The sequence below is a fragment of the Mongoliimonas terrestris genome (assembly GCF_001927285.1).
Taxonomy (GTDB): Bacteria; Pseudomonadota; Alphaproteobacteria; order Rhizobiales; family Pleomorphomonadaceae; genus Chthonobacter; species Chthonobacter terrestris.
The window spans coordinates 1-609 of the sequence record NZ_MSIG01000062.1; the positions used below are offsets into that span (position 1 = coordinate 1).

Annotated in this window: 1 protein-coding gene; it reads left to right on the forward strand. The window is 66.7% G+C overall.

Annotation, left to right across the window (positions count from 1 at the left end):
- Positions 1 to 579: integrase core domain-containing protein (locus BUQ68_RS22605; protein ID WP_075218288.1), on the forward strand; the 579-nt coding region annotated here is incomplete at its 5' end.
- Positions 580 to 609 lie beyond the last annotated feature (30 nt).

Here is a 609-nt window from a genome sequence, read left to right on the forward strand (position 1 = left end):
GAGTTGGGCCTGCAGCTCCGGAACAAAGTGCCGAAGCGACGGGTCAGGGCCAAACTCCGGGACGACCGGAGGCCGGCGGACCGTCCCAACGACATCTGGGCAATGGACTTCCTCCACGACCAGCTCGCCACCGGCCACAGGATCCGGGTGCTGGCCGTCGTCGACACCTACTCCCGCTTCTCGCCGGTGCTGGACGCACGCCTGACCTACCGCGGCGAGGACGTGGTCCGGACGCTCGGCGAAGCCTGCCGGCGGGTGGGTTATCCGAAGACGATCCGCGTCGACCAGGGGTCGGAGTTCGTCTCGCGCGACCTCGACCTGTGGGCCTACGCCCACGGCATCACCCTGGACTTCTCCCGTCCGGGCAAACCGACCGACAACGCCTTCGCCGAAGCCTTCAACAGCCGCATTCGGAGCGAGTGCATGAACGCGCACTGGTTCCTGACCCTTGCCGACGCGCGCGAAAAGTTGGAGGCTTGGCGCAGCTACTACAACGAAGAGCGCCCACATGGGGCGATCGGGAACAAGGTCCCGATCTCGTTGCAGAACCCCGGTGGAGCAGCCAGCCCGCCACCGTGAGGAAGGCCGGAAACTCTAACCTCCGGCGCT